This is a genomic window from Nocardioides sp. NPDC054178, assembly GCF_055585005.1.
In genome coordinates this window covers 629,908-652,914 of record NZ_JBVJKY010000002.1, presented here as the reverse complement: position 1 = coordinate 652,914, position 23,007 = coordinate 629,908, and the positions used below count along the sequence as shown (strand labels likewise).

Annotated in this window: 24 protein-coding genes; 15 read left to right on the top strand and 9 right to left on the bottom strand. The window is 70.2% G+C overall.

All coding sequences use genetic code 11. The features are described 5' to 3' along the window. The first annotated feature begins 312 nt into the window (after window positions 1-312). Both ACZ6WN_RS09875 and ACZ6WN_RS09870 read left to right on the top strand, forming a co-directional pair. Window positions 313-1,035 (top strand): FadR/GntR family transcriptional regulator, encoded by a 723-nt coding sequence (locus tag ACZ6WN_RS09875; protein WP_465864965.1) that lies wholly within the window; start codon window positions 313-315, stop codon window positions 1,033-1,035. Then, window positions 1,032-1,691, top strand: a complete 660-nt coding sequence (locus tag ACZ6WN_RS09870; RefSeq protein WP_465864435.1) for a cache domain-containing protein — start codon at window positions 1,032-1,034, stop codon at window positions 1,689-1,691. Before ACZ6WN_RS09875 ends, ACZ6WN_RS09870 begins: the two co-directional genes overlap by 4 nt. Here the strand turns inward: ACZ6WN_RS09870 and ACZ6WN_RS09865 are convergent. Beyond that, window positions 1,683-3,161, bottom strand: a complete 1,479-nt coding sequence (locus ACZ6WN_RS09865; RefSeq protein WP_465864433.1) for a DHA2 family efflux MFS transporter permease subunit — start codon at window positions 3,159-3,161, stop codon at window positions 1,683-1,685. The two genes, ACZ6WN_RS09870 and ACZ6WN_RS09865, sit on opposite strands and share 9 nt — an antisense overlap. Before the next feature lie 87 nt (window positions 3,162-3,248). Here ACZ6WN_RS09865 and ACZ6WN_RS09860 point away from each other — a divergent pair, with 87 nt between their 5' ends. From ACZ6WN_RS09860 to ACZ6WN_RS09845, 4 genes are all read left to right on the top strand, one after another. Then, window positions 3,249-3,662: a DUF3151 domain-containing protein gene (locus ACZ6WN_RS09860; protein ID WP_465864431.1), complete on the top strand. Its 414-nt coding sequence runs from the start codon at window positions 3,249-3,251 to the stop codon at window positions 3,660-3,662. Window positions 3,663-3,721: 59 nt separating this feature from the next. Beyond that, window positions 3,722-5,224 carry a lysine--tRNA ligase gene (gene lysS, locus ACZ6WN_RS09855; protein WP_465864429.1) on the top strand — a complete coding sequence of 501 codons (1,503 nt, stop codon included), beginning with the start codon at window positions 3,722-3,724 and terminating at the stop codon, window positions 5,222-5,224. Between the two features lie 119 nt (window positions 5,225-5,343). Then, complete coding sequence (locus ACZ6WN_RS09850; RefSeq protein WP_465864427.1) at window positions 5,344-6,324, top strand: helix-turn-helix transcriptional regulator; 981 nt, start codon at window positions 5,344-5,346, stop codon at window positions 6,322-6,324. Between the two features lie 157 nt (window positions 6,325-6,481). After that, entirely contained in the window at window positions 6,482-7,780 is a 1,299-nt protein-coding gene (locus tag ACZ6WN_RS09845) for an adenylosuccinate synthase (protein ID WP_465864426.1), read from the top strand. Between the two features lie 63 nt (window positions 7,781-7,843). Here ACZ6WN_RS09845 and ACZ6WN_RS09840 read toward each other — a convergent pair whose 3' ends face one another. The 3 genes from ACZ6WN_RS09840 to ACZ6WN_RS09830 are packed head-to-tail and all read right to left on the bottom strand — an operon-like array spanning window position 7,844 to window position 10,689. Then, window positions 7,844-8,119 (bottom strand): hypothetical protein, encoded by a 276-nt coding sequence (locus ACZ6WN_RS09840; protein ID WP_465864424.1) that lies wholly within the window; start codon window positions 8,117-8,119, stop codon window positions 7,844-7,846. Between the two features lie 22 nt (window positions 8,120-8,141). Continuing rightward, window positions 8,142-9,428: a phosphoribosylamine--glycine ligase gene (gene purD / locus ACZ6WN_RS09835; RefSeq protein ID WP_465864423.1), complete on the bottom strand. Its 1,287-nt coding sequence runs from the start codon at window positions 9,426-9,428 to the stop codon at window positions 8,142-8,144. Between the two features lie 43 nt (window positions 9,429-9,471). Then, window positions 9,472-10,689 (bottom strand): DUF4032 domain-containing protein, encoded by a 1,218-nt coding sequence (locus ACZ6WN_RS09830; protein WP_465864421.1) that lies wholly within the window; start codon window positions 10,687-10,689, stop codon window positions 9,472-9,474. A gap of 54 nt (window positions 10,690-10,743) precedes the next feature. Here ACZ6WN_RS09830 and purB point away from each other — a divergent pair, with 54 nt between their 5' ends. The 3 genes from purB to ACZ6WN_RS09815 are packed head-to-tail and all read left to right on the top strand — an operon-like array spanning window position 10,744 to window position 13,533. Then, entirely contained in the window at window positions 10,744-12,171 is a 1,428-nt protein-coding gene (purB, locus tag ACZ6WN_RS09825; RefSeq protein WP_465864964.1) for an adenylosuccinate lyase, read from the top strand. Between the two features lie 5 nt (window positions 12,172-12,176). Beyond that, window positions 12,177-12,593 (top strand): NUDIX hydrolase, encoded by a 417-nt coding sequence (locus ACZ6WN_RS09820; RefSeq protein ID WP_465864419.1) that lies wholly within the window; start codon window positions 12,177-12,179, stop codon window positions 12,591-12,593. 40 nt (window positions 12,594-12,633) lie between these two features. Then, window positions 12,634-13,533, top strand: a complete 900-nt coding sequence (locus tag ACZ6WN_RS09815) for an oxygenase MpaB family protein (RefSeq protein ID WP_465864417.1) — start codon at window positions 12,634-12,636, stop codon at window positions 13,531-13,533. A gap of 2 nt (window positions 13,534-13,535) precedes the next feature. Here ACZ6WN_RS09815 and ACZ6WN_RS09810 read toward each other — a convergent pair whose 3' ends face one another. Further along, complete coding sequence (locus tag ACZ6WN_RS09810; protein ID WP_465864415.1) at window positions 13,536-13,853, bottom strand: antibiotic biosynthesis monooxygenase family protein; 318 nt, start codon at window positions 13,851-13,853, stop codon at window positions 13,536-13,538. 58 nt (window positions 13,854-13,911) lie between these two features. Between ACZ6WN_RS09810 and ACZ6WN_RS09805 the strand changes: the two genes are divergently transcribed. Further along, on the top strand, window positions 13,912-14,490 hold the full coding sequence (locus ACZ6WN_RS09805) for an antibiotic biosynthesis monooxygenase (RefSeq protein WP_465864413.1): 579 nt from the start codon (window positions 13,912-13,914) through the stop codon (window positions 14,488-14,490). Here ACZ6WN_RS09805 and ACZ6WN_RS09800 read toward each other — a convergent pair. Beyond that, entirely contained in the window at window positions 14,487-14,819 is a 333-nt protein-coding gene (locus ACZ6WN_RS09800; RefSeq protein ID WP_465864411.1) for an ArsR/SmtB family transcription factor, read from the bottom strand. The two genes, ACZ6WN_RS09805 and ACZ6WN_RS09800, sit on opposite strands and share 4 nt — an antisense overlap. 84 nt (window positions 14,820-14,903) lie before the next feature. Here ACZ6WN_RS09800 and ACZ6WN_RS09795 point away from each other — a divergent pair, with 84 nt between their 5' ends. Further along, the gene (locus tag ACZ6WN_RS09795) at window positions 14,904-16,121 is read left to right on the top strand and encodes an MFS transporter (RefSeq protein WP_465864409.1); all 1,218 of its coding nucleotides are present in this window, start codon (window positions 14,904-14,906) and stop codon (window positions 16,119-16,121) included. 11 nt (window positions 16,122-16,132) lie between these two features. On the opposite strand, the gene ACZ6WN_RS09790 is transcribed toward ACZ6WN_RS09795, so the two are convergent. Both ACZ6WN_RS09790 and ACZ6WN_RS09785 read right to left on the bottom strand, forming a co-directional pair. Then, complete coding sequence (locus ACZ6WN_RS09790; RefSeq protein WP_465864407.1) at window positions 16,133-16,732, bottom strand: nucleoside deaminase; 600 nt, start codon at window positions 16,730-16,732, stop codon at window positions 16,133-16,135. Further along, window positions 16,732-17,328 carry a hypothetical protein gene (locus ACZ6WN_RS09785; protein WP_465864405.1) on the bottom strand — a complete coding sequence of 199 codons (597 nt, stop codon included), beginning with the start codon at window positions 17,326-17,328 and terminating at the stop codon, window positions 16,732-16,734. Before ACZ6WN_RS09785 ends, ACZ6WN_RS09790 begins: the two co-directional genes overlap by 1 nt. Before the next feature lie 80 nt (window positions 17,329-17,408). Between ACZ6WN_RS09785 and ACZ6WN_RS09780 the strand changes: the two genes are divergently transcribed. Beyond that, on the top strand, window positions 17,409-18,305 hold the full coding sequence (locus ACZ6WN_RS09780) for a hypothetical protein (RefSeq protein WP_465864404.1): 897 nt from the start codon (window positions 17,409-17,411) through the stop codon (window positions 18,303-18,305). On the opposite strand, the gene ACZ6WN_RS09775 is transcribed toward ACZ6WN_RS09780, so the two are convergent. Continuing rightward, window positions 18,289-19,275, bottom strand: coding sequence for a sulfotransferase family protein (locus ACZ6WN_RS09775; protein ID WP_465864403.1), 987 nt, complete (start codon window positions 19,273-19,275; stop codon window positions 18,289-18,291). The genes ACZ6WN_RS09780 and ACZ6WN_RS09775 overlap by 17 nt on opposite strands. A gap of 85 nt (window positions 19,276-19,360) precedes the next feature. Between ACZ6WN_RS09775 and ACZ6WN_RS09770 the strand changes: the two genes are divergently transcribed. The 3 genes from ACZ6WN_RS09770 to ACZ6WN_RS09760 all read left to right on the top strand — a co-directional run bounded on the left by ACZ6WN_RS09770 (window position 19,361) and on the right by ACZ6WN_RS09760 (window position 23,002). Then, on the top strand, window positions 19,361-20,269 hold the full coding sequence (locus tag ACZ6WN_RS09770) for a phosphoribosylaminoimidazolesuccinocarboxamide synthase (protein WP_465864402.1): 909 nt from the start codon (window positions 19,361-19,363) through the stop codon (window positions 20,267-20,269). A 94-nt stretch (window positions 20,270-20,363) separates the two neighbouring features. Beyond that, the gene (locus ACZ6WN_RS09765) at window positions 20,364-21,926 is read left to right on the top strand and encodes a long-chain-fatty-acid--CoA ligase (RefSeq protein WP_465864400.1); all 1,563 of its coding nucleotides are present in this window, start codon (window positions 20,364-20,366) and stop codon (window positions 21,924-21,926) included. 101 nt (window positions 21,927-22,027) lie between these two features. Then, window positions 22,028-23,002 (top strand): hypothetical protein, encoded by a 975-nt coding sequence (locus ACZ6WN_RS09760; RefSeq protein ID WP_465864399.1) that lies wholly within the window; start codon window positions 22,028-22,030, stop codon window positions 23,000-23,002. Window positions 23,003-23,007 lie beyond the last annotated feature (5 nt).

The window sequence follows — 23,007 nt, the reverse complement described above, 5'->3', positions numbered from 1 at the left end:
GGCGTCGGAGGTGTGGAGGAGCGGCGGCAGACTGTTCACCGAGGTAACTCGGTCGGCATCCATCCGCACAGACGCCCGAAAACCAAGGAGTCGGATGCCCAGCGCCCCCCACAAGCCCTGGACATCCGACGATCTTGGGTGACCGACACCAAGTCTGCGTCAGTCGTGCGCACAGGTTAGGCATAGAAACGCCCATGGATCCAGATAGTTAAGACGAAATTCATGAACTTCCTGTCACGATTCGAACAGATTCGAACAGATCGAGGGGCCGAATCATCTGGATCCATACATTAGGATTTCGGCGTGCGTGTGATGACCTCCCGAGCTCGCGCGGCCATCTTCGCTCCGATCGGCGACGAGGGCCGGGCGGCGCGCGTCGAGAACCGGCTCGCGGAGGCGATCCGCTCCGGCGTGCTCGCGCACGGCGAGCGGCTGCCGAGCGAGCCCGAGCTCGCCCAGATGCTCGGCGTCGCGACGGTCACCGCGCGCGAGGCGTTGGTCGCGCTGCGCGCCAAGGGTCTGGTGGTGACGACCCGGGGGCGTGGGGGCGGCTCGTTCGTACGTGCCCCGGAGAGCGGCGACCTCGTCGAGCACAGGCTCGCCGCGATGTCGCGGGTCGAGCTGCGCGACCGGGCCACGGTCTACCTGGTGGTGCTCACCGGCTGTGCGGAGATCGCGGCGGAGCGTACGGACCCTGACGAGGTCGAGGACCTGCGCGACCTGCTGATCCCGCTCAACGTCAGCGACGTGGCCCGTTGGCGCAGCGCCGACAGCGAGCTCTACCTCTCGGTGGCCGCGCTGACCCAGTCGGCCCGGATGACTCGCGAGGTGGTCCGCCAGGAGGCCGACTTCGGCGCGCTGCTCCGGATCCCGCTCAACGAGCCGGGCTTCCGGGAGGCCGCGGCGACCCGGCATCGGGAGCTTGTCGAAGCCCTCGCGGCAGGAGATGCTGTGAGGGCACGGGAGAGCGTACGTGAGCACGTCACCCACTCCCTCGAACGCTTGGCCGAGATCCATGAGGCGGTGCGACGATGACTGAGACGATGACTCCCATCGACTGTGTGGCTCAGGTCGAGCAGCACTTCGGGCCGATCGTGACCGAGCTCGAACGGGTACGCAGCGAGGTGGCCGCTCTCTTCGAGGCGGGCCCGGTCACCACCACCTCCTTACGGGAGCTGCTCGAGCCCGGTTCGCTGGAGTTCCTGCGCAACCCCGATCTCGTCGGTGGTGGCTTCGTCGTGGCTCCGGGTGTGCTCAGCGACCGCCGGCTCTACCTCGTCTGGTGGCAGGGTGAGGAGCGTGACTTCCTCGGTGACGCCGACGCGCCGGGCACCGGAGAGGCGATCGACTACACCCGCCAGCCCTGGTACCGCAGCCCGGAGCGCACCGGAGAGCTGACCCTCGTCGGGCCGTACGTCGACTTCGTCTGCACCGACGAGTACGTCATGACCACGACGATGCCGGTCTACGCCGGAGGCCGCATGGTCGGCGTCGCCGGAGCCGACACCCTGGTCGAGACGCTCGAGACGATGCTGCTGCCCGGCTTGCGTGAGGCCGGCGCGACGCTGGTCAACGGCCACGGCAAGGCGATCGTCTCCGCCGACCCGCAGCTGCCCACCGGCGCCCCGCTCACCACCGCCCGCGACATGATCCCGTGCCGCGGGCTTCCGCTCTCCGTCGCTCTAGGCTGACGGCTTCGCCATGTGGCGCGGGGTGGTGAAGAAGAGCACCGCCACGAAGCCGACCGTGAGTGCGACCGCCGGCAGCAGCATCACCTCCGACATCGCCGAGGCGAACTCCGTGGCCACCGCGGGCGGGATCGAGGATCCCGCCGCGGTCTCGTGGCCGGCCGCCAGCGATCCGCCCAGGCCGTGGGCGTTGAGGCGGAGGTCGATGAGCACGGCGACGGCGGCGGAGCCGATCACCGACCCGACCAGGCGGGTGGCGTTGTAGACCCCGGCCCCCGCGCCGGCCAGCCGCATCGGCACGTTGCGGGTCGCGGTCGCCGCCAGGGGCGCCCAGACGGCGGCCGAGCCGAGGCCGAAGACGGCCATCGGCACCAGCAGCTGCCACAGCTGGGAGTCGACTGTCATCGGCACCGCGAGCCAGAAGAGCGAGGTGGCGCAGAGGAAGAAGGCCACGCCGGTGAGCAGCCGAGGGTGCACCCGGTCGCTCAGCCGGCCGACCAGCGGCGCGGCGAGGAGGGAGACGAGCGCCATCGGGACCATCAGCAGCGAGGCCTCGAGCGCGGTGTAGCCGCGGACGAGCTGGGCGTAGAGCATCAGCGGGAAGCCCTGCGCGACGGCGGCGAAGCCCATGCAGGAGATCGCCAGGCTGGAGACCGAGAAGTTGCGGTCGTTGAAGATGGACAGCGGCACCAACGGCTCGTTGCGGTTGCGCGCCTGCCACCAGACGAAGAGCACCATGATCGCGACGCCTCCGACGACGAGCGCCCAGGTGAGGGCGTCCCAGCCCCGCTGCTCGCCGTTCTGCAGGCCGAAGACCACACAGAACATCCCGACGCCGCTGAGTGCCACGCCGAGCCAGTCGAAGACGTGCGCGTGGGTCTCCAGCTCGGGGACCATCAGCCAGTTGAGGACGATCGCGACGATGCCGATCGGCACGTTGACGAAGAAGATCCACTCCCAGCCGCCGGCCGCGACCAGCGCCCCGCCCGCGAGCGGGCCGACGAGCGTCGCGATGCCCGCGGTCGCGCCCCACAGCGCCATCGCCGAGCCACGCCGCTCGGGCGGGAAGATCCGGGTGATGGTCGCCATCGTCTGCGGCGTCATCATCGCCGCGCCGAGACCCTGCACCGCCCGCGCCGCCACCAGCGACTCGATGCTGCCGGCGAGCCCGCACCACAGCGACGACGCCGTGAAGACCGCCAGGCCGGCGATGTAGACCCATTTGGGCCCGAAACGGTCACCGAGCCTGCCCATGATCAGGACCGGCACGGCGTACGTCAGCAGATAGGCGCTGGTCACCCACAGCACGGCGTTGGCGCTCGCGTCGAGCTCGGCCATGATGTCCGGCGTCGCGACGGTCACGATCGTCATGTCGACCAGCAGCATGAAGAAGCCGATGCACAGCGCGAACAGCGCCCGCCACGGATGCTCGGTCGTCGGCGCTGCGGTGCTCTGTGTCACGGGCTGGGTCATGGCCACAGTCAACACCTGTTCGCCGACATCTCCGCGATCGGACTGCCCGGGGTAAGACGGTGGGTGGCTGCGGGCACAATGGTGGGCATGACCCACCAGGACCTGATGGCCGGACCGCCGCCGACCCACCTCCCCGCCGACCCCGCGACCGACGACCTGGCCGCCGGCACCGAGCCCGCCGAGGTCGTCCGCCGCCACCCGGCCTCGCCCGCGGCCTGGGCTGCGCTCGCGACGGCCGCCAAGGAGGCCGGCGCCGAGGACGTGACCATCTACGCCTACGCCCGCGTCGGCTACCACCGCTCGCTCGACATGTTGCGCCGCAACGGCTGGAAGGGCCACGGCCCGGTGCCGTGGGAGCACGAGCCCAACCGTGGGTTCCTGACCAGCCTCGCCCTCCTCGCCGAGCAGGCCAAGGCGATCGGCGAGACCGAGGAGTGGGAGCGCTGCAGCGAGTTCCTGCGGGACAGCAGCCCGACGGCGTACGACACGCTTCTCGGCTGATCCTCCGCCAACCCCATACCGAATCGCGTCGGACCAGCGATTTCGCCTAGCCTTGCCCTGTGACTGAGCAGACCACCAACGCGCCCGAACCGGACCTCAACGAGCAGATGCTGGTCCGGCGCGAGAAGCGCGAGCGCCTGCTGGCCGAGGGCAAGAAGGCGTACGCCATCGAGGTCGGCCGCACGCACACGCTCGCCGAGGTGCGCGAGGCCTACGAGGACAAGCTCGAGGCCGGCGAGGAGACCCAGGACGTGGTCACGGTCGCCGGTCGGGTCATGTTCGTCCGCAACACCGGCAAGCTCGCGTTCGCGACCCTGCAGGAGGGCATCGGCACCCGGCTCCAGGTGATGCTCTCGCTCGCCGAGGTGGGCGAGGAGTCGCTCGCGGAGTGGAAGAGCCTGGTCGACCTCGGTGACCACGTCGCCGTCACCGGCCGGGTGATCTCCTCGCGGCGCGGCGAGCTCTCCATCATGGCCTCGAGCTGGGAGATGGCGTCCAAGGCGCTGCGTCCGCTGCCCGTGCTCCACAAGGACCTCTCCGAGGAGGCCCGGGTCCGGCAGCGCTACGCCGACCTGATCGTGCGTCAGGAGGCGCGCGACATGGTGCGTACGCGCGCGAAGATCACCCAGGCGATCCGCCGCCGTCTGGAGGACGACGGCTACCTCGAGGTCGAGACGCCGGTCCTGCAGCTCATCCACGGTGGTGCGCACGCGCGGCCGTTCAACACCCACATGAACGCGTTCGACCAGCCGATGACGCTGCGCATCGCGCTCGAGCTCAACCTCAAGAAGGCCGTCGTCGGCGGCGTCGACAAGGTCTACGAGATCGGCCGGATCTTCCGCAATGAGGGCGTCGACTCCACCCACAGCCCCGAGTTCACGATGATCGAGGCCTACCAGGCCTACGGTGACCAGTTCACCATCGCCGAGGAGATGCGGCAGATGTACCTCGCCGCAGCCGACGCGGTCGGCTCGCGCCAGGTCGAGACCGACGCGGGTGTCATCGACCTCGACGGCGAGTGGAAGTGGCTGCCGGTCTACGAGGGCGTCTCCGAGGCCGTCGGCGTCGAGGTCACCCCCGACACCGACGTCGACACGCTCAAGGCGCTGGCCGACAAGCACGACGTCGAGCTCGACCCGGCCTGGGGCGCGGACAAGATCGTCATGGAGCTGTGCGGCGAGCTGGTGGAACCCCACCTGATCCAGCCGACCTTCCTGTGCGACTTCCCGGCGATCGCCCAGCCGCTGGCGCGGATCAACGACGAGGAGCCGGGCAAGGTGCTCGCCTGGGACCTGATCATCGGCGGTGTCGAGCGCGGCACCGGCTTCACCGAGCTGATCGACCCGGTCGTCCAGCGCGAGGTGCTCACCCAGCAGTCCCTCCTGGCCGCCGGTGGCGACGCCGAGGCGATGCAGCTCGACGAGGACTTCCTGCGGGCGCTGGAGTACGGCGCCCCGCCGATGGGTGGTCTCGGGCTCGGCCTGGACCGGGCGATCATGCTCTTCACCGGCGCCGGGATCCGCGAGACGATCCTCTTCCCGCTGCTCAAGCCGGAGGTCTGAGGGCCGGGCGGTTCGTCAAGGTATGCAGCCGAACCGTCACATCCCTCGCGGAACTCCGCACGGGATGTGACGGTTTCCCTGCATACCTTGATGAACCGACACACGACTAAGGTGCCGATATGGAGAACGGCCGGTCGCAGACGCTGATGACCGCGCTCGGGTTCGACCCGGGGGCGGCGCAGCTCTACAGCCGCCTGCTCCCGCTCAACGGGTGGCCGTTGGTGGTCGTGGCCGCGACGCTGTCCTCCTCCGAGGAGGAGCTGCTGGAGGAGGCCGCTCCGCTGGTCGAGAGCGGTGTCATCTCCATCGGCGAGACGTTGACCGTGCTCAGCCCGACCGCGGTGGTCGCCCACATGCTGGAGCGGGCCGCGACCCGGGCGCAGGACGCCCACGACCACCTGCTCAAGATCTCCCAGTCGGTGCCGTACGTCGCCGGCACCGCCGCACGGCTCCCGGCCTCGATCGGCGAGGAGCACCCGATCGAGGGCGAGGTGATCGCGGCCGAGTTCACCCCGGAGACCTTCGAACGGCTGGTCTCGGCCACCTCGGGCGACATGATGTGGCTGCGCCCCGCGGTGACCGTGCATCCCTCGGAGATGCGGTTCATCTCGGTCATCGAGTCCACGATCAGGTCGGGACGCCGATGCCGTGGCATCTACCCGGTGGCGGCCCTGAAGCACTCGCCCGACGTGCTGCGGATGCGGGTCGAGATCGGTGAGGAGATCCGGATCCTGCCCCGCGTCGCCACCCACCTGATGGTGGTCGGCACCACGCACGCGATGTTCCCCGACCCGCTGGGCCCGGTGGAGCAGCCGATCATCAACGTACGCCAGCGGGGCATCGTCGAGGTGGTGACCAGCTACTTCGAGGAGCTGTGGCGCCGCGCCCTCCCTGCGGCCGAGCTCGAGGACCTGCCCAACGCCGAGCGCCGCCTGCTGCTCGCCGAGCTGGCCAGCGGAGCCCAGGACGAGCAGATCGCCCGGAGGCTCGGAGTCTCGCTCCGAACGGTCCGGCGACGGGTGGCCGAGCTGCTCGAGGAGCTCGGTGCGACGTCACGGTTCGAGGCCGGTGTCGAGGCCGCACGGCGAGCCTGGCTGTGACGTACGCGCCTGAATTTGCTAGCGTGTGGTCGCAAGAGCCCTGGTCTTGCCAGGGTTTTCTGCATTTGTAGGTGGATCGAGCACACACTAGATATTGGTGCGTTGAGCAGCCGGGCACGCCCGGAGGGACTCCGTCCGGAGCGAAGGAGCGACACACATGCCCGCGATCACGATCATCGGTGCCCAATGGGGCGACGAAGGCAAGGGCAAGGCGACCGACCTGCTCGGTGAGCACGTCGACTACGTCGTCAAGTTCAACGGCGGCAACAACGCCGGTCACACCGTCGTCATCCGCCAGGAGGACGGGACGAGCGAGAAGTACGCCCTCCACCTGCTGCCCAGCGGCATCCTGACCGCCGGCGTGACGCCGGTGATCGGCAACGGCGTCGTCGTCGACCTCGCGGTCCTCTTCGAGGAGCTGACCGGTCTGGAGGAGCGTGGCGTCGACATCTCCCAGCTGAAGCTGTCCGCCAGCGCCCACGTCATCGCCGACTACAACCGCCAGCTCGACAAGGTCACCGAGCGCTTCCTCGGCTCGCGCAAGATCGGCACCACCGGCCGGGGGATCGGCCCGACCTACGCCGACAAGGTCAACCGCATCGGCATCCGCGTCCAGGACCTCTTCGACGAGTCGATCCTGCGCGGCAAGGTCGAGGGCGCGCTGGAGCTGAAGAACCAGCTGCTCTCCAAGGTCTACAACCGTCGTGGCTTCACCGTCGACGCGGTCGTCGAGGACCTGCTGTCCTACGCGGACCGGATCGCGCCGATGGTCTGTGACACCGGCCTGCTGCTCAACCAGGCGCTCGACCGGGGCGAGACCGTGCTGCTCGAGGGCGGCCAGGCGACCCTGCTGGATGTCGACCACGGCACCTACCCGTTCGTGACCTCCTCCAACGCCACCTCCGGCGGCGCCTGCACCGGCTCGGGGATCCCGCCGACCCGGATCGACCGCGTCGTCGCGATCGTGAAGGCCTACACCACCCGCGTGGGCGAGGGACCGTTCCCGACCGAGCTCTTCGACGCGTCGGGCGACTACCTGCGCGAGAACGGCCACGAGTTCGGCACGACCACCGGACGCCCGCGCCGCTGTGGTTGGTACGACGCTGTGATCGCGCGCTACGCCGCCCGTGTCAACGGCGTCACCGACTTCGTCCTGACCAAGCTCGACGTGCTCGGCGGTCTCGACGAGATCCCGGTGTGCGTGGCGTACGACGTCGACGGTGTCCGCCACGACGAGATGCCCGTGAACCAGTCCGACTTCCACCACGCCAAGCCGATCTTCGAGATCCTGCCGGGCTGGAAGGAAGACATCTCGGGCGCGCGCTCGTTCGCCGACCTCCCGGCCAACGCTCAGGCGTACGTGAAGTACGTCGAGGAGATCTCCGGTGCCCCGATGTCGGTCATCGGCGTCGGGCCGGCCCGCGACGAGACCGTCATCATCAACTCGCTCACCTGACGGCGCGACGCCGAGAGGGGCCTGTCGGTCACTCTCGGCGTCGCCGCCGCGGCGTGCGCGGTGCTAGCGGCGGATCGTGATCCGCCCGGCCTTCAGGTCGACCCCGTGAGCCGGGTCGTCGCCGTCGGGCGAGGGGATCACGTGACCGATGTTGTCCTGATCCTCGAGCTCGCGCGCGGCGCGCGCGTTGCCGGGGTCGAAGACGTCGATGAAGCTGCCGAGGCCGTCGCCGAGCCCGGAGGAGACGCCGCGGCGCGAGGAGCGCAGGGCCTTGTCGCAGGCGGCGATCATCAGGCCGAGCACGACGACGACGGCGACACCGAACACGATCCAGGTCATGGTCGGGAGACTACGCCCGAGCTCACAGCAGCGAGGCGCCCTCGACGACTCCGAGCGGCTCGGCCGCGATGTCGGAGCGCCGCTGGAGACCGTCGAAGCTGACCAGGTCGGCGGCGGCGTACGCCCGCGAGCGCGCGTCATCGATGTCGTAGCCCGTGGCGCGGACCGCCAGCACCCGGCCGCCCGCGGTGACCAGGTGGCGGTGGTCGGGCTCCTCGGGCGTGGAGGCGTCGACGATCGCGGTGCCCGCGTGGATCACGTCCACGTCGTTGATCGAGTTGGCGTTGCCGGCGCCGGTGATGACGTCGCCCTTGGACGAGGACTCGGGGTAGCCGGCCGAGGCCAGGACGACGGTCACCGACGCGCCGTCGGAGAAGGTCGGCGCCTCGACGGTGTCCAGCGCACCCGTGGCCGCCGCGAGGAGCAGGTCGCCGAGGGAGGACTCCAGAAGCGCGAGGACCGGCTGGATGTCGGGGTCACCGAAGCGGCAGTTGAACTCGATCACCTTCGGGCCCTTGGCGGTCAGCGAGAGCCCGACGTAGAGGCAGCCGACGAACGGGGCGCCGCGCTTCTCCATCTCGACCAGAGTCGGCTCCACGACGGTCGCCAGCACGACCTCGGCCAGGTCCGGCTGCGCCCACGGCAGCGGTGAGTAGGCACCCATCCCGCCGGTGTTGCCGCCCTTGCCGCCGTCGAAGATCCGCTTGAAGTCCTGCGCCGGCTGGAGCGCGTAGGCCCGTGTGCCGTCGCAGATGGCGAAGAGCGAGACCTCGGGACCGTCGAGGAACTCCTCGATGACGACCCGCTCGCACGCGGCGGCGTGGGCCAGCGCCTCCGCCCGGTCACGCGTCACGACGACGCCCTTGCCTGCGGCCAGGGCATCGTCCTTGACGACGTACGGAGCGCCGAACTCGTCCAGCGCGGCGGCCGCCTCCTCGGGCGTGGTCGCCACGCGCGAGCCCGCGGTCGGCACGCCGGCCGCGGACATCACGTCCTTGGAGAACGCCTTCGACCCCTCCAGTTGCGCGGCTGCCTCCGACGGCCCGAAGACCGCGATCCCGGCGCCCCGGACCGCGTCGGCGACCCCGGCCACCAGCGGTGCCTCCGGGCCGACGATGACCAGGTCGACACCCAGCTCGCCCGCCAGCGAGGCGATCGCGGGACCGGACATGATGTCCACGTCCCGGAGCGTGGCGAACTCCGCGATCCCGGGGTTTCCGGGCGCGGCGTACACCTCGTTCCCCTCCTGGGAGAGCTTCAGAGCGAGCGCGTGCTCACGACCACCAGTGCCAACGACGAGGATCCTCACGGGCCTACCTTATGCTGCGACGAGGTGGCGGACCCGAGTGTGGTCACAGCTCGGCAGAGGGCGGGGTGACGGCCTCGTCGGGGCGGTGCTGGATGACGTCCTCGTAGTAGGACTCGGCGGCGTTGATGAGCTTGACCCACTCGCCGGCGAACTGGGAGAGCACCCAGCGGTGCTCGAGGATCTCGTGGAACATCTGCGCCGGGGTGAGCTTCGCCGCCGCGCCGGGCGGGCGCATGGCGACGATGGGCTCGTAGACCTCGCGCAGCCAGCGGCTCGCGGCGACCTCGATCGGCAGGTCGCCGAGCTCGCGGGTGGCGCGGAAGGCGGAGATGTCGTTGAGGATCCGCCGCGCCTGGGCGTCCTGGACGTCGAGCCCGGTCAGCGTACGCAGCTCGCGGCGGTGATGGCCGAGCTCGACCACCCGCGGTCGTAGGGCGACGGTGTCGCCGTCCTCGCTGGTGGTGATGTCGAGCTCCTCGACATCGAAGCCGAGGTCGTGGAGGCGCTCGATGCGCTGCTCGATGTGCCACATCTCCTCGGCGGAGAAGACCTGCTCCTCGGTGAGCTCGCGCCACAGCGCGTCGTAGCGGCTCTGCAGCCGCTCGACGATCGCGTCGATCGGGAAGGCCTCCGGCAGCGACTCGCTCGCCTGCAGGTCGAGCAGCTCGCCATAGATGTTCTGGTAGGCGACGTCGAGGTCGTACTCCCGCAGCCGGTCGGAGAGCTCCGGCTTGAGCTCGCCGGTCTCGGCATCGACCAGGTAGGCGGCGAACCCGGCCGCGTCGCGCACGAACAGGACGTTCGACAGCGACACGTCGCCCCAGTAGAAACCGGCCAGGTGGAGGCGGACGAGCAGGACGACGAGGGCGTCGATGAGGCTCGGCAGCCGGTCGGCGGCCAGGCCCCGCTCGAACAGGGCGCGGTAGGGGAGCGAGTAGGTGAGGTGCTCGGTCATCAGCGCGGCGTTGAGGTCGTTGCCGTCGTGGTCCTTGCGACCGGTGACGACGCTCTTGGCGACCACGGTCGGCAGGCCGAGGCGCTGCAGCTCGCGCAGCATGTTGTATTCGCGACGCGCGATGTCGGCCTGGGTCTCCTTGACCGCGTAGACGTTGTTGCGCACCCGCACGATGCGTACGACATGGCGGCTCAGGCCGCGGGTCAGCGGCACGACGACGTCATCCGGCCACTCCTCCAGGGGGAGTGACCAGGGCAAGGTGTAGATCGCCGGGTCGGGCCGGCTGGCGAGGATCCGCAGGGCCATACCGCCACGTTAGTGGGGCGGGGCATCGGACATGGGAGAATGTCCGCCGTGACTGTGGTGCCCAACGTTCTCGCCAACCGCTATGCCGCGGCCGACCTCGCCGGGATCTGGAGTCCCGAGCACAAGATCGTGCTGGAGCGCCAGCTCTGGGTCGCGGTGCTCAAGGCTCAGAAGGATCTCGGCATCGACGTCCCCGACGGGGTCGTGGAGGCGTACGAGAAGGTGGTCGCCCAGGGTGAGGCCGGCGTCGACCTCGACTCGATCGCGGCCCGGGAGCGGGTGACCCGTCACGACGTGAAGGCGCGGATCGAGGAGTTCGCCGCGCTGGCCGGCCACGAGCACATCCACAAGGGCATGACCTCGCGAGACCTCACCGAGAACGTCGAGCAGCTCCAGGTGCTCTCCTCGCTGAAGCTGATCCGCGACCGTGCCGTCGCGACGCTGGCGCGCCTGGCGCGGCTCGCGACCGAGCACGAGACCACGGTCATGGCCGGCCGCAGCCACAACGTCGCGGCGCAGGCGACGACGCTCGGCAAGCGGTTCGCGACCGTCGCCGACGAGATGCTGGTCGGTCTCCAGCGGGTCGAGGAGCTCATCGCCCGCTACCCGCTGCGCGGGATCAAGGGCCCGATGGGCACCGCCCAGGACATGCTCGACCTGCTCGACGGCGACGCCGGCAAGCTGGCCGCGCTCGAGGAGCGGGTCGCCACCCACCTCGGCTTCGAGAACGTCTTCACCAGCGTCGGCCAGGTCTACCCGCGCTCCCTCGACTTCGACGCCGTCTCGGCGCTGGTCCAGCTGGTCTCCGGCCCCTCCAACCTCTCCACCACGATCCGGCTGATGGCCGGCAACGAGCTGGTCACCGAGGGCTTCAAGGACGGCCAGGTCGGCTCGAGCGCGATGCCTCACAAGATGAACTCGCGCTCCACCGAGCGGGTCAACGGCCTCTCGGTGGTGCTGCGCGGCTACCTCTCGATGATCTCCGAGCTGGCCGGCGACCAGTGGAACGAGGGCGACGTCTCCGACTCCGTCGTGCGCCGCGTCGCGCTCCCGGACGCGTTCTTCGCCGCCGACGGCCTCTTCCAGACCTTCCTGACCGTGCTCGACGAGTTCGGCGCCTTCCCGGCCGTGATCCAGCGCGAGCTCGACCGCTACCTGCCGTTCCTGGCGACCACCAAGGTGCTGATGGCCGCCGTCCGCAACGGTGTCGGCCGCGAGGAGGCGCACGAGGCGATCAAGGAGGCCGCCGTCGGCACCGCGCTGTCGATGCGCAAGGGGCAGGCCGAGAACGACGTCTTCGCCAAGCTCGGTGCCGACCCCCGCCTCGGCCTGACCGAGGAGCAGATCACCTCGCTGGTCGCGGCGCCGATCGAGTTCACCGGTGCCGCCGTCGCGCAGGTCCAGGAGGTCGTACGCCGCGTGGAGGCCGTCACGGCCGCGCACCCGGAGGCCGCTGCCTACACGCCGGGGGAGATCCTCTGAGCTCGGTGACAGGCCCTTTGACGGGCCCGGTGATCACCGTCGCGGCGGTCGTCTTCCGGGACCGTGAGGGCCGGATGCTGACCGTCCGCAAGAACGGCACCGCGAGTTTCATGCTCCCCGGCGGAAAGCTGGAGCCGGGGGAGTCGGCCGCGGCGGCGGCCGTCCGCGAGGTGAGCGAGGAGCTCGGCGTACGGCTTCGGGTCGGGGAGCTCGCGCTGCTCGGCGAGTTCGAGGCGGACGCCGCCAACGAGCCGGGTCATCTGGTCCGTTCGACGGTGTTCACCTGGGCCGGCGAGGTCGCGCCGGACGCCGCTGCCGAGATCGCGGAGCTGCGCTGGGCGAGCCTTGCGGAGATCACCGAGGGAGCGGACTTCGCGCCCTTGACCAGGGAATACGTGGTCCCCGCTCTCCAGCCCGCCTGAACCACAGCGGCGCCAGACCGCACGGTGCCAGACTGTCGGCATGCCCGGGTACTTCGCCGCCGACTCCATGGTCGTCCGTGCGATGCGTCAGCGGGCCGTCGGGCTGACCTGGGGACAGCGGGCGCTGATCATCGGCGGTCTGCACCCACGGCTCTTCGTCGGCACCGCCCAGCACACGGCCCATCGGGCGACGCCCTACACCCGGCTCGCGCTGACGGCCCGGCTGATGGAGACGGTCTTCCTCGGGACGAAGCAGGAGGCCGACCGAGCGCTCGCGTTCACGGCGAAGAGGCATGTGCCTGTCGACGGGACGATGGAGGTCGACGGAGGCCCGGCCCATCCCGCGGGCTCGCACTACTCGGCCACCGACCCCGGGCTGATGTGGTGGACGGCGGCGTTCGCGCTCGACTCGGTCGAGTTCATGTATGACGCGCTCGTCCGCCCGCTGCGGCCGGACGAGCGCGAGGAGCTCTTCGACGGGTTCGTGACCTGGGCCGGTCTCTTCGGCATGCCGGCCTCGGCCGCGCCGGCTTCCTATCCCGACTTCCGGCGCCGTTTCGACGCCTGGCTCCACTCCGACGAGCCGTATCTCGTGGACGAGGCCCGTCTGGTCGGACGCCACATCGCCGGCACCGCCGGCTACCACCTCCCCGGTGGGTCACCGACCTCCGAGACCCTGCGGACCGTCGTCCAGGGCAGCCTCCCGGCGCTCGTCCGCGAGCACTACGGCATCGCGTGGTCGGCCGCGGCCGAGAGGAGATGGCGGGCCGTACGCACCGCCAGCCGCCTCCTGCACGGCCGCCTCTCGCTCCTCGGGCCCACGCCGCTGCTGCGCGGGCGGAGCGAGCGCTTCTACCAGGTCGTCCAGCGGGGCGAGCAGTCGTTGGTACGCCGGGGCGGCGTCAGCATCCCCGGCGTCTCGGACGTCACCTCGGCCTGAGGTCAGGCAGGCTTGACGTCCAGCACGACCTCGAACTCCAGCAGGTCGGCACCGGTGGAGACCGGCTTGCGCGGCGCCTCGCCCGGCGGGGTCGCGTGCGCGGCCCGGGCATCCCCGTCGCGCCAGGCCGCGAAGGACTCCTCGGAGTCCCAGTGCGTGACCACGAAGTAGCGGTCCTCACCCGCGACCGGTCGCAGCAGCTGGAAGCCGAGGAAGCCCGGTGACTTCTCGACCGACCCGGCACGCGCCGCGAACCGCTTCTCGAGCTCCGCGCCCGCCTCGGCCGGCACCTGGATTGCATTGATCTTCACCACAGACATGCCGCAAACCTATGCGAGGGCTGGGGAGGTGGCGTACGTGCCTGCGACGATGGACGGCATGTCCGATCCGGTAACCGTGACCATCGCCCGTCGAGTCTCCGTGGAGCGCCGTGACGAGATGGTCGCCTGGATGCAGGCGGGGATCCGGCTGGCCAGCGAGTTCCCCGGCTTCCTGGGAGCGGGCTGGGTGCGGCCGGCGCCCGAGTCCGACCAGTGGCACCTGCTCTACCGCTTCGACTCCCACGAGACCCTGGGCAGCTGGGACAACAGCCGCCAGCGCGGCTGGTGGCTGGGCGCGGGGGAGCCGTTCGTGGAGGAGACCCGGATCGAGCGGCGCACCGGCATCGAGGGCTGGTTCGACCCGCCCAGCACCTACGACGTCGAGCAGGTCTCCGGGGTCGCGACGGCGCCGCCGCGGTGGAAGCAGACGATCACGATCTTCCTGATGTTCTTCCCGGTCAGCCTGCTCGCCAACTGGGCCCTCGGGCCGGTGGTCGGTGAGTGGGCGCTGCCGCTGAAGGTGCTGGGAGTGATGGTCGTGACGCTGCCGTTCATGACCTACTTCGGGTTGCCGTGGATCACCCGCAACATGGAGTGGTTCCTGCACGGCCGCCCGGCGCCCTGGCGCCGCAGCTAGGGCTTGGGGGCGCCGCCGTCGGCGGAGAGCACCGCGTCGAGGAGCCCGGGGAACCGCGCGTCGAGATCCTCGCGGCGCAGCGAGAGGCGACGGGCGCGGCCGTTGGCCTCGTTGCGGACCACGCCCGCCGTGCGCAGCACCTTCATCAGGTGCGACTTCGTCGACTTCGGCACGTCCGGGTTGCTCAGGTGGCACTCCGCCATGTCGAGAGGCCCGTCGACCAGCTGGCGGGCGATCGCCAGGCGCTCGGGGTCGCTGAGTGCGAAGAGCACCGTCGTGAGCGAGAGCTCCGACCGCTCGGGGTGCGGGAGGTCCGGGGAAGAACTCATGGTTCGATAATAGTTGCACAGTCAGTGGAAGGCACGTACTCTCCTAAAAGGTTCGAAATAATTCGAACGGTGGATGGAGTGATGATGTCGGCAGACGTAGTGAGCGGTACGACCGGTACGAGGACGGGCGCGGTCGTCGGACGGCGCCTCGGCGCGGGGGTGGCCCTCGGGGCGGTGGTGCTGATGATGGCCGGGGCCAGTGCCCCGTCGCCGTTCTATCCCGATCTCCAGGTCGGCCTCGGGCTCCAGCCCTGGGTCATGACGGCGGTCTTCGCCGTCTACGCCGTCGCCCTGCTGGCCACCCTGCTCGTGTTCGGCTCGGTCTCCGACCACGTCGGCCGGCGTCCGGTGGTGACCGTCGGGTTCCTCCTGCTCGCCGGCAGCTTCGCGCTCTTCCAGGGTGCCGACACCGCCGCCGTCCTCTTCGAGGCGCGGGTCCTGCAGGGGGTCGCGAGCGGCCTGCTGCTCTCGACCCTGTCGGCAGCCGTGGCCGACTTCGAGCGGCCCTCGCGGCCCGGCTCCGCGGCCGTGGCCAACGCCATCGCGCCGATGGTCGGCCTGGCGCTCGGCGCCGTCGTCGCCGGTGTGATCCTGCAGGTGGCCGCGGATGCCCGGATCATCGTGTTCGACGCCCTCGTCGCGCTGTCCCTCGTCCTCGCCGCCGGGGTGTGGCTGGTGCCGGAGACCGCGCCCCGTCACGAGGGACTCCTCGCCTCGCTGCGTCCGCGGGTCGCCGTGCCGCCGGCCATCCGGGGTCTGCTCGCCCGCAGCGCGCCGGCGATCTTCGCGGGCTGGGCGACCGGTGGGCTGTTCCTCTCCCTCGGAGCCGCGATCGTACGCACCGAGCTGGGCGCCGGCAGCCATGTCCTGCAAGGGCTGGCGATCGGTGCCCTCGCCGGGTCCGGGGCGGTGGCGGCGTACGCCTTCCGCAACCGCTCCGCCCGGGCGACGACCCTCTACGGGACCGCCGCGCTGGCCGGCGGCACGGTGCTGAGCCTGCTCGCCCTCCCGACCGGGTCGGTGGTGGCGTACCTCGTCGCCGTGGTCGTCGCGGGCTCCGGCTTCGGGACCGCCTTCTTCGGCATCCTGCGCTCGATCATGCCGCTCCTGCCGGCCCACGAGCGGGCGGAGGTGTTCGCGGTGATCTTCATCGTCTCCTACCTGGCCTTCGGCATCCCGGCTGTCGTCGCCGGGCTGCTGACGCCGCAGATCGGTCTCGCGACCACGACCTACGCCTACGGTGCCGTCGTCGTGGTGCTCTCGGCCGCGGCCGGCCTGCTGCGCTGGCGCAGCGACGACTGACCAGGGCCGGGTCAGGGGTGCGCGATCGCGCCGCCACCCTTCCTCTCCTGGTACGTCGCCGAGAGCTCGTCGTAGGCCGCGGTGATCCGGGCCAGCTGCTCGGGGTCGGCGAGCGGGGCCAGCCCGGTGCTGACGAAGTAGGCGTTGGTGCGGTTGTAGAGGTCGCGCCCCGGGGCGACCTCGTCGCGGTCGGGATCCGGGACGGCGTAGACGCCCTTGAGGATCGCCAGGTCGTAGGGGATCGCGAAGGAGTCGGCCGAGTCCTGGTGGCTGAAGAGATAGGCGAACTCGGGGAACCCGGACCAGGCGATCCCCGACAGGCACAGCGAGCACGGCTCGTGGGTCGCCAGCAGCAGGCAGTCGGCGGGCGCCGGCCGGTCCTCTGCCGGCAGCTCGAAGAAGCGCTTGATGGCGTGGATCTCGCCGTGCCACAGCGGGTTCTCGGTCTCGTTGTTGGTCTCGGCGACCACCGTCGACAGGTCCGCGCGGCGCACGATCGCGGCGCCGAAGATCTTGTTGCCCGCCGCGACCCCGACACGGGTCAGCGGGACGATCTCCTGCTCGATCACGTCCAGCAGGCGGTGGACGTCCGCCTCGTCGGTCAGATCCATCAGACCAGCGCCTCGCCGCCGTGGGTGGCGAGCTTGCGGGCGACCTCGGCGAGGTCGGCGCGCCAGACCTCCTCGGGACCCGGCGGGAGGATGTCGTCCCAGTCGGGCGAGAAGCTGCCGCGTACGGAGAGCAGGTCCTTCGAGCGGGCCAGGAACCACATGTGCAGGTGCTCGGCGCCGTCGCCGATCCGCATCGCGTGGCAGCGGGCGATGTTGGGCAGGCTCTCCACGATCCGGGCGAGCCGCACCGTGAGGACACCGAACTCGGCCGCCTGGTGCTCGTCGAGATCGGGCAGGTCGTAGTGCTCGAGCGGCTCGAGGATCAGCACGAGCGGGAGCCCGGACTGCGCCAGGTGCTTCACCCGCCAGCTCTCGTCCTGCCAGATCACGCCGGGCAGATCGGTGCCGCACAGGGTGCAGTCCACCCCGTCCTGGCCGCTGCGCGGCTCCTCGGGGGCAGGGGGAGCGAGCGGTTTGGGGGCGATCTCGCCCTCGCGGACGACCCACGGGAAGACGTCCCACTCGGTCACGCTCGGCGCGGGCAGGTCACCGCCGGCCTGGACGCGGGCGTAGATCTGATCAGCTGTCTCGGCCATGGCTCGAAACCATGCCATATCCCGGCCCACCCTGCGGCGTGGATGCTTAGTCGAGTGAGTGACTTGACTAAGATGCCTCCATGACCACCGGTTTGCTTCCGTCCCTCCCGTCCTACGACGGTGCCGAGCTCGTCGTCCCGGCGCCGGGCGAGGGTCCGGGCAACTGGGCCGGCGCCGCGAGTGCGGTCCTGGCCGACGGTGTCTTCTGGCTGACCTGGCGCAACCGGCGCCCGCTCTCCGACGGACGCGGTGTCACGGTCAGCGTCGCCCGCTCGACCGACGGGGTGCGCTTCGAGACGGTGACCGAGGTCCACCGCGACCAGTTCGGCTGCGAGTCGCTGGAGCGGCCGGTGCTGGTGCCGCTGCCCGAGGGCGGCTGGCGGCTCTACCTCTCCTGCGCCACCTGGGACTCCAAGCACTGGTGGGTCGACAGCCTCACCGCCGACACCGTCGAGGGCCTCCCCGAGGGGCGCCGCCAGGTCGTCCACGCCGGCAGCGACACCGTCGCGGTCAAGGACCCGGTCATCGCGATCGACCCGGTGACCCAGACCTGGCAGATGTGGCTGTGCTGCCACCCGCTCACCGAGCCCGGCCACGAGGACCGGATGACGACCCGCTACCTCACCTCCACCGACGGCCTGGAGTGGCACGACGACGGCGAGGTCCTCGCCGGCCGCCCGGGCCGCTGGGACGCCCGCGGGGCCCGGGTCACCACGGTCGTCTCCCACGACCCGCTCGTCGTCCTCTACGACGGCCGCGCCGACGCCGAGTCCAACTGGTACGAGACCACCGGCATCGCCCGCTGGGACGGCACCCGGCTGGTCGCCGATGCCGAGGTGGCCCCGATCGCGAGCCCTCACTCCGACGGAGCCTTCCGCTACGCCAGTGCCGTGGCGCTGCCCGACGGCCGGATCCGCTACTACGTGGAGGCCGCCCGCGAGGACGGCGCCCACGACCTGATCACGCTGGTTCGCTGAGGTTCTGGGCGGACCTCGCCCGCTCCTGGAACGAACCCCGGCTCGAGGTGGAGAGCCAGTCGGAGAAGTCCTGTCCGCTCACCTTGGTGAGCAGCTCGATGTCCTCGGCGAAGGCAGGCAGGAGCTGCTCGCGCTGCTCCGGCGTCAGTCGCGGCCGGTGGTGGTCGCCCGGTCCGGAGAGCTGGCGCAGCAGCGGCGGATAGCTCTTGCGCCACACCTCCGGCGGCGCGAACTGGGCGAGCCAGGCACCGCCCCTGACCACGGGACCGAGCACCTTCGGACGCCAGCCGGGTTCGACGTACGTCCTGCTGTTGTCCTTCGGGATGTGGTCGACGTGGCCCTGCTCGATGCCGAGGAAGCGGCAGGCGCGGTCGACCGTCGCGGCCGGCTCGTCGACGATGTCGCGGTAGCGCACGACCAGCACGCGGTCCTGGCCGACCAGCCCGTAGAGGTGGTCGAGCTGGCGGCCGTAGAGCCCGAGCTCGCGGTAGCGCCAGAACGGCGCCCAGCCGTCGTGGGCGCGCCGGTCCTGGAGCCGGAACGCCGTGGGGAAGTCGGCGACGGGCTCCAGTCCGTCGCACCACAGGTGCATCCAGTTGGAGTAGGCGCGGTCGATCGGGTCGCGCACGACGGCGATCAGCTTCACGCCCGGAAGCTCCTGGGCGATCCGCCGCTGGGCGCCGGTGGACCAGAGGTAGAACGGCGTGCTCTCGCCCCTGACCGCGTGCTCGGGGGCGGCGGCGAAGAGCCGGTCGTAGTCCGTACGCCGCCAGATCCACTCCTGCTGGGAGTGCTTGTCGCCGGGGCCGCGCCAGTGCGGCGGCGGAGCGTCGTCGCACAGCCAGTACTTCGGCTCCTTCGGCGTTGTGGCGAACACCTGCGGGTGCCTGGCCAGCGCCGAGTGCAGAGCCGTGGTCCCGGCCTTCGGTGCCCCGATGATCAAGAAGTCTGGCTGTGGTCGTCGTTCCATGCGCGCGGCCCTCCCGCTTAAATTGCTCGAAACAGTCTACTTAAGCGAGAAACGGTTTGGGAGAGGTATCTCTTAGGCTGATCCCGTGGCTGACCTCAACATCCCCCCGGCGCCGGCGATCCCGGGCGCGAAGCACGTCCACTCCGGCAAGGTGCGTGACCTCTACGAGCTGGAGGAGGGGCCGTACGCCGGCCAGCTCCTGATGGTCGCCAGCGACCGCATCTCGGCCTTCGACCACGTCTTCGACACGGTCATCCCGGACAAGGGCGAGATCCTCACCCGGCTGTCGCTGTGGTGGTTCGGGCAGTTCGAGGACCTGGTGCCGACCCATGTGCTCTCGACCGATGTCCCCGCGGCCGTCGAAGGCCGTGCGGTGGTCGCCCAGAAGCTCCACATGCTGCCCGTCGAGTGCGTCGCGCGCGGCTACCTGACCGGGTCCGGCCTGCGGGAGTACGAGGCCACCGGCGAGGTCTGCGGCATCCGGCTCCCGGCCGGTCTCGTCGACGGCTCGCGGCTCACCCCGCCGATCTTCACGCCGGCCACGAAGGCAGAGCTCGGCGACCACGACGAGAACGTCACCTACGAGTACATCTCCAAGCTGATCGGCGAGGACGACGCCGCCGCGGTGCGCCGGCTCACCCTGGCGGTCTACCAGCGCGCCGACGAGATCGCCCGCGGCTGCGGCCTCATCCTCGCCGACACCAAGTTCGAGTTCGGCGTACGCCAGGACGACCTCGGCATCCGCACGATCGTGCTCGCCGACGAGGTGCTCACGCCCGACTCCTCCCGCTACTGGGACGCGGCGCAGTGGCACCCGGGCAGCGCGATCCCCAGCTTCGACAAGGATGTGATCCGGCGCTGGCTGCTCTCGCCCGAGTCCGGCTGGGACCGGGCCGCCGGTGGTCCGCCGCCGGAGCTGCCCGAGGAGATCGTCGCGCGCACGCGGGCGAAGTACGTCGAGGCGTACGAGAAGCTGACCGGGCATCGATTCTGAGACACGTGTCGCACTAAAAACCGCGGACCGTGTTTCTCGGGTGGCTACCTGCGGGTAAGTTGTGACGCGTAACACGCACACCACTGGAGGCCATGTGTCCACGTACAACCTCGCTTCGCTGCTCGAAGACTCGGCGGCGAACTATCCCGAGCGCACCGCGATCGTGCTGGGGGACATCCGTCTGAACTACGCCCAGATCAACGGTGCCGCCAACCAGGTCGCGAACCTGCTGGCGAGCAAGGGCGTCGGTGCGGGTGACCGGGTCGCCCTGATGAGCCCGAACCTGCCCTACTTCACGATGGTCTACTTCGGCATCCTCAAGGCCGGAGCCACCGTCGTCCCGCTCAACGTGCTGCTCAAGGGACGCGAGGTGGCCTACCACCTCAAGGACTCCGACGCGAAGGCCCTCTTCGCCTTCGAGGGCACCCCGGAGCTCGCCATCGGCGCCGAGGCGCACGCGGGCGCGCAGGAGGCCGGGGTCGAGAACTTCTTCCTGATCACCGCCGACCCGACCGCCGCGTCGCCGATCGAGGGTGTGACCACGCTCGGCCAGGGCATCGGGGCGCAGCCGCCGACCTTCGACACCGTGGCGACCGACGAGGACGACACCGCGGTCATCCTCTACACCTCCGGCACCACCGGGCAGCCCAAGGGCGCGGAGCTGCGCCACCGCAACATGCGCGACAACGCGCTGGCCGGCGCCGAGCTCTTCGGTGCCTCGGCCGAGCGGCCCGACACCTATCTCGCCGTGCTGCCGCTCTTCCACGCCTTCGGCCAGACCGTGGTGCAGAACGGCGCGATCGCCTTCGGCGGCACCATCGTGCTGCTGCCCCGCTTCGACGCCACGGCCGCGCTGGCGACGATGCTCAAGGAGAGCGTCACGTTCTTCGCCGGTGTGCCGACGATGTACTGGGGGCTGCTCGGTGCCCTCTCCGAGGACACCGACGTGGCCACCCTCGCCGAGAACCTCCGCGTCGCCGCCGCCGGTGGCTCGGCCCTCCCGGTCGAGATCCACAAGGAGTTCGAGAAGCGCTTCGGGGTCACCATCCTCGAGGGCTACGGCCTCTCCGAGACCTCCCCGGTCGCGTCGTTCTCGCTCTACGGCCAGCCGGTGCGTCCGGGCTCGATCGGGGTCCCGATCCCCGGCGTCGAGATGCGCCTGATCGACCCGGCCTCCTGGGACGACATCGAGTGGACCCCCGACGCGATCGGCGAGATCGCGATCAAGGGCCACAACATCTTCAAGGGCTACTACAACCGTCCCGAGGCCACCGCCGAGGTGCTCACCTCGGAGGGCTGGTTCCGGTCGGGTGACCTCGCCAAGCGCGACGAGGACGGGTGGTACTACATCGTCGACCGCGCCAAGGAGCTCATCATCCGCGGCGGCTTCAACGTCTACCCGCGTGAGATCGAAGAGGTCCTGCTGACCCACCCGGCGGTCTCGCTGGCCGCCGTCATCGGTGTCCCGCACGACTCCCACGGCGAGGAGATCAAGGCCGTCCTCGTCCTCAAGCCCGGCGCCTCCGCGACCTCCGAGGAGATCGTGGCCTGGTCGAAGGAGCAGATGGCGGCCTACAAGTACCCGCGCATCGTCGAGATCGTCGACGCCCTCCCCATGACCGCCACCGGCAAGATCCTCAAGCGCGAGCTCAAGTAGGTCTTTCGTACGTCGGCAGGTGCCGTAGCTCGAAGATCGCAGTCACTCCGTGGCTGCGATCTTCGAGTTTAGGACGGTCTGATCTGGGGTAGAACGGTTTCGTGGAGCACTCGGGGGATGCGAAGCTGCCGTTCGACCATGCCGGCATGGTGCGACTTCGTGACGAGATACAGGGCGGCGTCGTCGCGCGATGGCAGCTGCGCGAGCTGCACGCACACGACCACGACATCCGCCGTCTCGTACGAAACCGGGAGCTCGCCGCGATCCACCCCGGGGTCTACATCGGTCACACCGGCATTCCGACCTGGGGCCAGCGTGCGTGGGCGGCCGTGCTGGTGTGCTGGCCGGCGGCACTGACCGGGAGATCGGCGCTGCCGAAGCCGCCGGAGCGAGGCCCGATCCGGGTGATGGTCCCGATGAGTCGCACCGTGCGCGCGCCCGACGGCGTGATCGTCCGGCGGCGCGCTCGTTTCGACGGGTACGTCGACTGGGCTGCGTATCCACCGCGACAGCTGATCGCCGAGGCGGCGATCGATGCGGCCGCGGAGGGGCCGCATGTCGGTCAAGCGTTCTCGATGCTCGCGGACCTCGTTCAGACCAAGGCCGTGACGGCATCGGCCCTGATTGAGGCTCTCGGCTACCGCAAACGGTTGAGCAACCGGAGCCTTCTGGCAGAGCTTCTCGAGGACCTGAAGGCCGGAGCGTGCTCGGTCCTCGAACGCGAGTACCTCCGCCGTGTCGAGCGAGCCCACGGCCTGCCCACGGGAGAGCGGCAGGTCCCCGACTCGATCCGGGGCGTCTCGGTCGAGCGTGACGTCGCCTATGCGGCGTACGGGCTGGTCGTGGAGCTCGACGGCCGTGCCTTCCACGGCAGCGCCGCAGCTCGCGACGCCGACCACGCTCGTGATCTGGATGCTGCCGCAGCCCACAAGGTTCGGACTGTTCGGCTGACCTACGGCCAGGTGCTCGGCGACCCGTGCCGGACAGCGGCTCGCATAGGCGAGCTGCTTCGGTTCGGGGGCTGGGAAGGTCAGGTGCGTTCGTGCTCAGCCTGCCCCTCGGGCTCTCCCGGATAAGCTCG

Bases quoted from the DNA above. Each gene is read 5' to 3' on its own strand.
- ACZ6WN_RS09875 (WP_465864965.1), top strand. From the start codon at position 313: ATGACCTCCCGAGCTCGCGCGGCCATCTTCGCTCCGATCGGCGACGAG.
- ACZ6WN_RS09870 (WP_465864435.1), top strand. From the start codon at position 1,032: ATGACTGAGACGATGACTCCCATCGACTGTGTGGCTCAGGTCGAGCAG.
- ACZ6WN_RS09865 (WP_465864433.1), bottom strand. From the start codon at position 3,161: ATGACCCAGCCCGTGACACAGAGCACCGCAGCGCCGACGACCGAGCAT.
- ACZ6WN_RS09860 (WP_465864431.1), top strand. From the start codon at position 3,249: ATGACCCACCAGGACCTGATGGCCGGACCGCCGCCGACCCACCTCCCC.
- ACZ6WN_RS09850 (WP_465864427.1), top strand. From the start codon at position 5,344: ATGGAGAACGGCCGGTCGCAGACGCTGATGACCGCGCTCGGGTTCGAC.
- ACZ6WN_RS09845 (WP_465864426.1), top strand. From the start codon at position 6,482: ATGCCCGCGATCACGATCATCGGTGCCCAATGGGGCGACGAAGGCAAG.
- ACZ6WN_RS09840 (WP_465864424.1), bottom strand. From the start codon at position 8,119: ATGACCTGGATCGTGTTCGGTGTCGCCGTCGTCGTCGTGCTCGGCCTG.
- ACZ6WN_RS09830 (WP_465864421.1), bottom strand. From the start codon at position 10,689: ATGGCCCTGCGGATCCTCGCCAGCCGGCCCGACCCGGCGATCTACACC.
- ACZ6WN_RS09815 (WP_465864417.1), top strand. From the start codon at position 12,634: ATGCCCGGGTACTTCGCCGCCGACTCCATGGTCGTCCGTGCGATGCGT.
- ACZ6WN_RS09810 (WP_465864415.1), bottom strand. From the start codon at position 13,853: ATGTCTGTGGTGAAGATCAATGCAATCCAGGTGCCGGCCGAGGCGGGC.
- ACZ6WN_RS09805 (WP_465864413.1), top strand. From the start codon at position 13,912: ATGTCCGATCCGGTAACCGTGACCATCGCCCGTCGAGTCTCCGTGGAG.
- ACZ6WN_RS09800 (WP_465864411.1), bottom strand. From the start codon at position 14,819: ATGAGTTCTTCCCCGGACCTCCCGCACCCCGAGCGGTCGGAGCTCTCG.
- ACZ6WN_RS09795 (WP_465864409.1), top strand. From the start codon at position 14,904: ATGTCGGCAGACGTAGTGAGCGGTACGACCGGTACGAGGACGGGCGCG.
- ACZ6WN_RS09790 (WP_465864407.1), bottom strand. From the start codon at position 16,732: ATGGATCTGACCGACGAGGCGGACGTCCACCGCCTGCTGGACGTGATC.
- ACZ6WN_RS09785 (WP_465864405.1), bottom strand. From the start codon at position 17,328: ATGGCCGAGACAGCTGATCAGATCTACGCCCGCGTCCAGGCCGGCGGT.
- ACZ6WN_RS09780 (WP_465864404.1), top strand. From the start codon at position 17,409: ATGACCACCGGTTTGCTTCCGTCCCTCCCGTCCTACGACGGTGCCGAG.
- ACZ6WN_RS09775 (WP_465864403.1), bottom strand. From the start codon at position 19,275: ATGGAACGACGACCACAGCCAGACTTCTTGATCATCGGGGCACCGAAG.